The following is a 268-nucleotide window of genomic DNA, read 5'->3' as shown; positions in this document are numbered from 1 at the left end:
CCTTCGAAGCGGGCATCTCGGTTGCTCAGCCCGACATCTCCCACGCGGGCGGCATCTCCGAGGTCGCGCGCATCACGACGATGGCCGAGGTATGGGGCGTGCACGTGGCGCCGCACTGCCCGCTCGGCCCGATCGCGCTCGCCTCGAGCCTGCAGATCGCGTTCGCGAAGCACAACTTCCTCATCCAGGAGATCAGCGCCGGCATTCACTACAACAAGGGCGCCGACCTCCTCGACTATCTCGTCAACACGTCGGTCTTCACGACCGA

General features: G+C 65.7%; 1 protein-coding gene. It reads left to right on the top strand.

Annotated features, from left to right (window positions below):
* Positions 1-268 (top strand): enolase C-terminal domain-like protein (locus tag SB754_RS20570; protein WP_410784215.1); only part of this gene is annotated, 268 nt, incomplete at both ends.

Origin of the sequence: Leifsonia sp. SIMBA_070 (assembly GCF_046534635.1) — a bacterium.
Lineage (GTDB): Bacteria > Actinomycetota > Actinomycetes > Actinomycetales > Microbacteriaceae > Leifsonia.
This window is presented reverse-complemented; position numbering and strand designations above follow the sequence as displayed.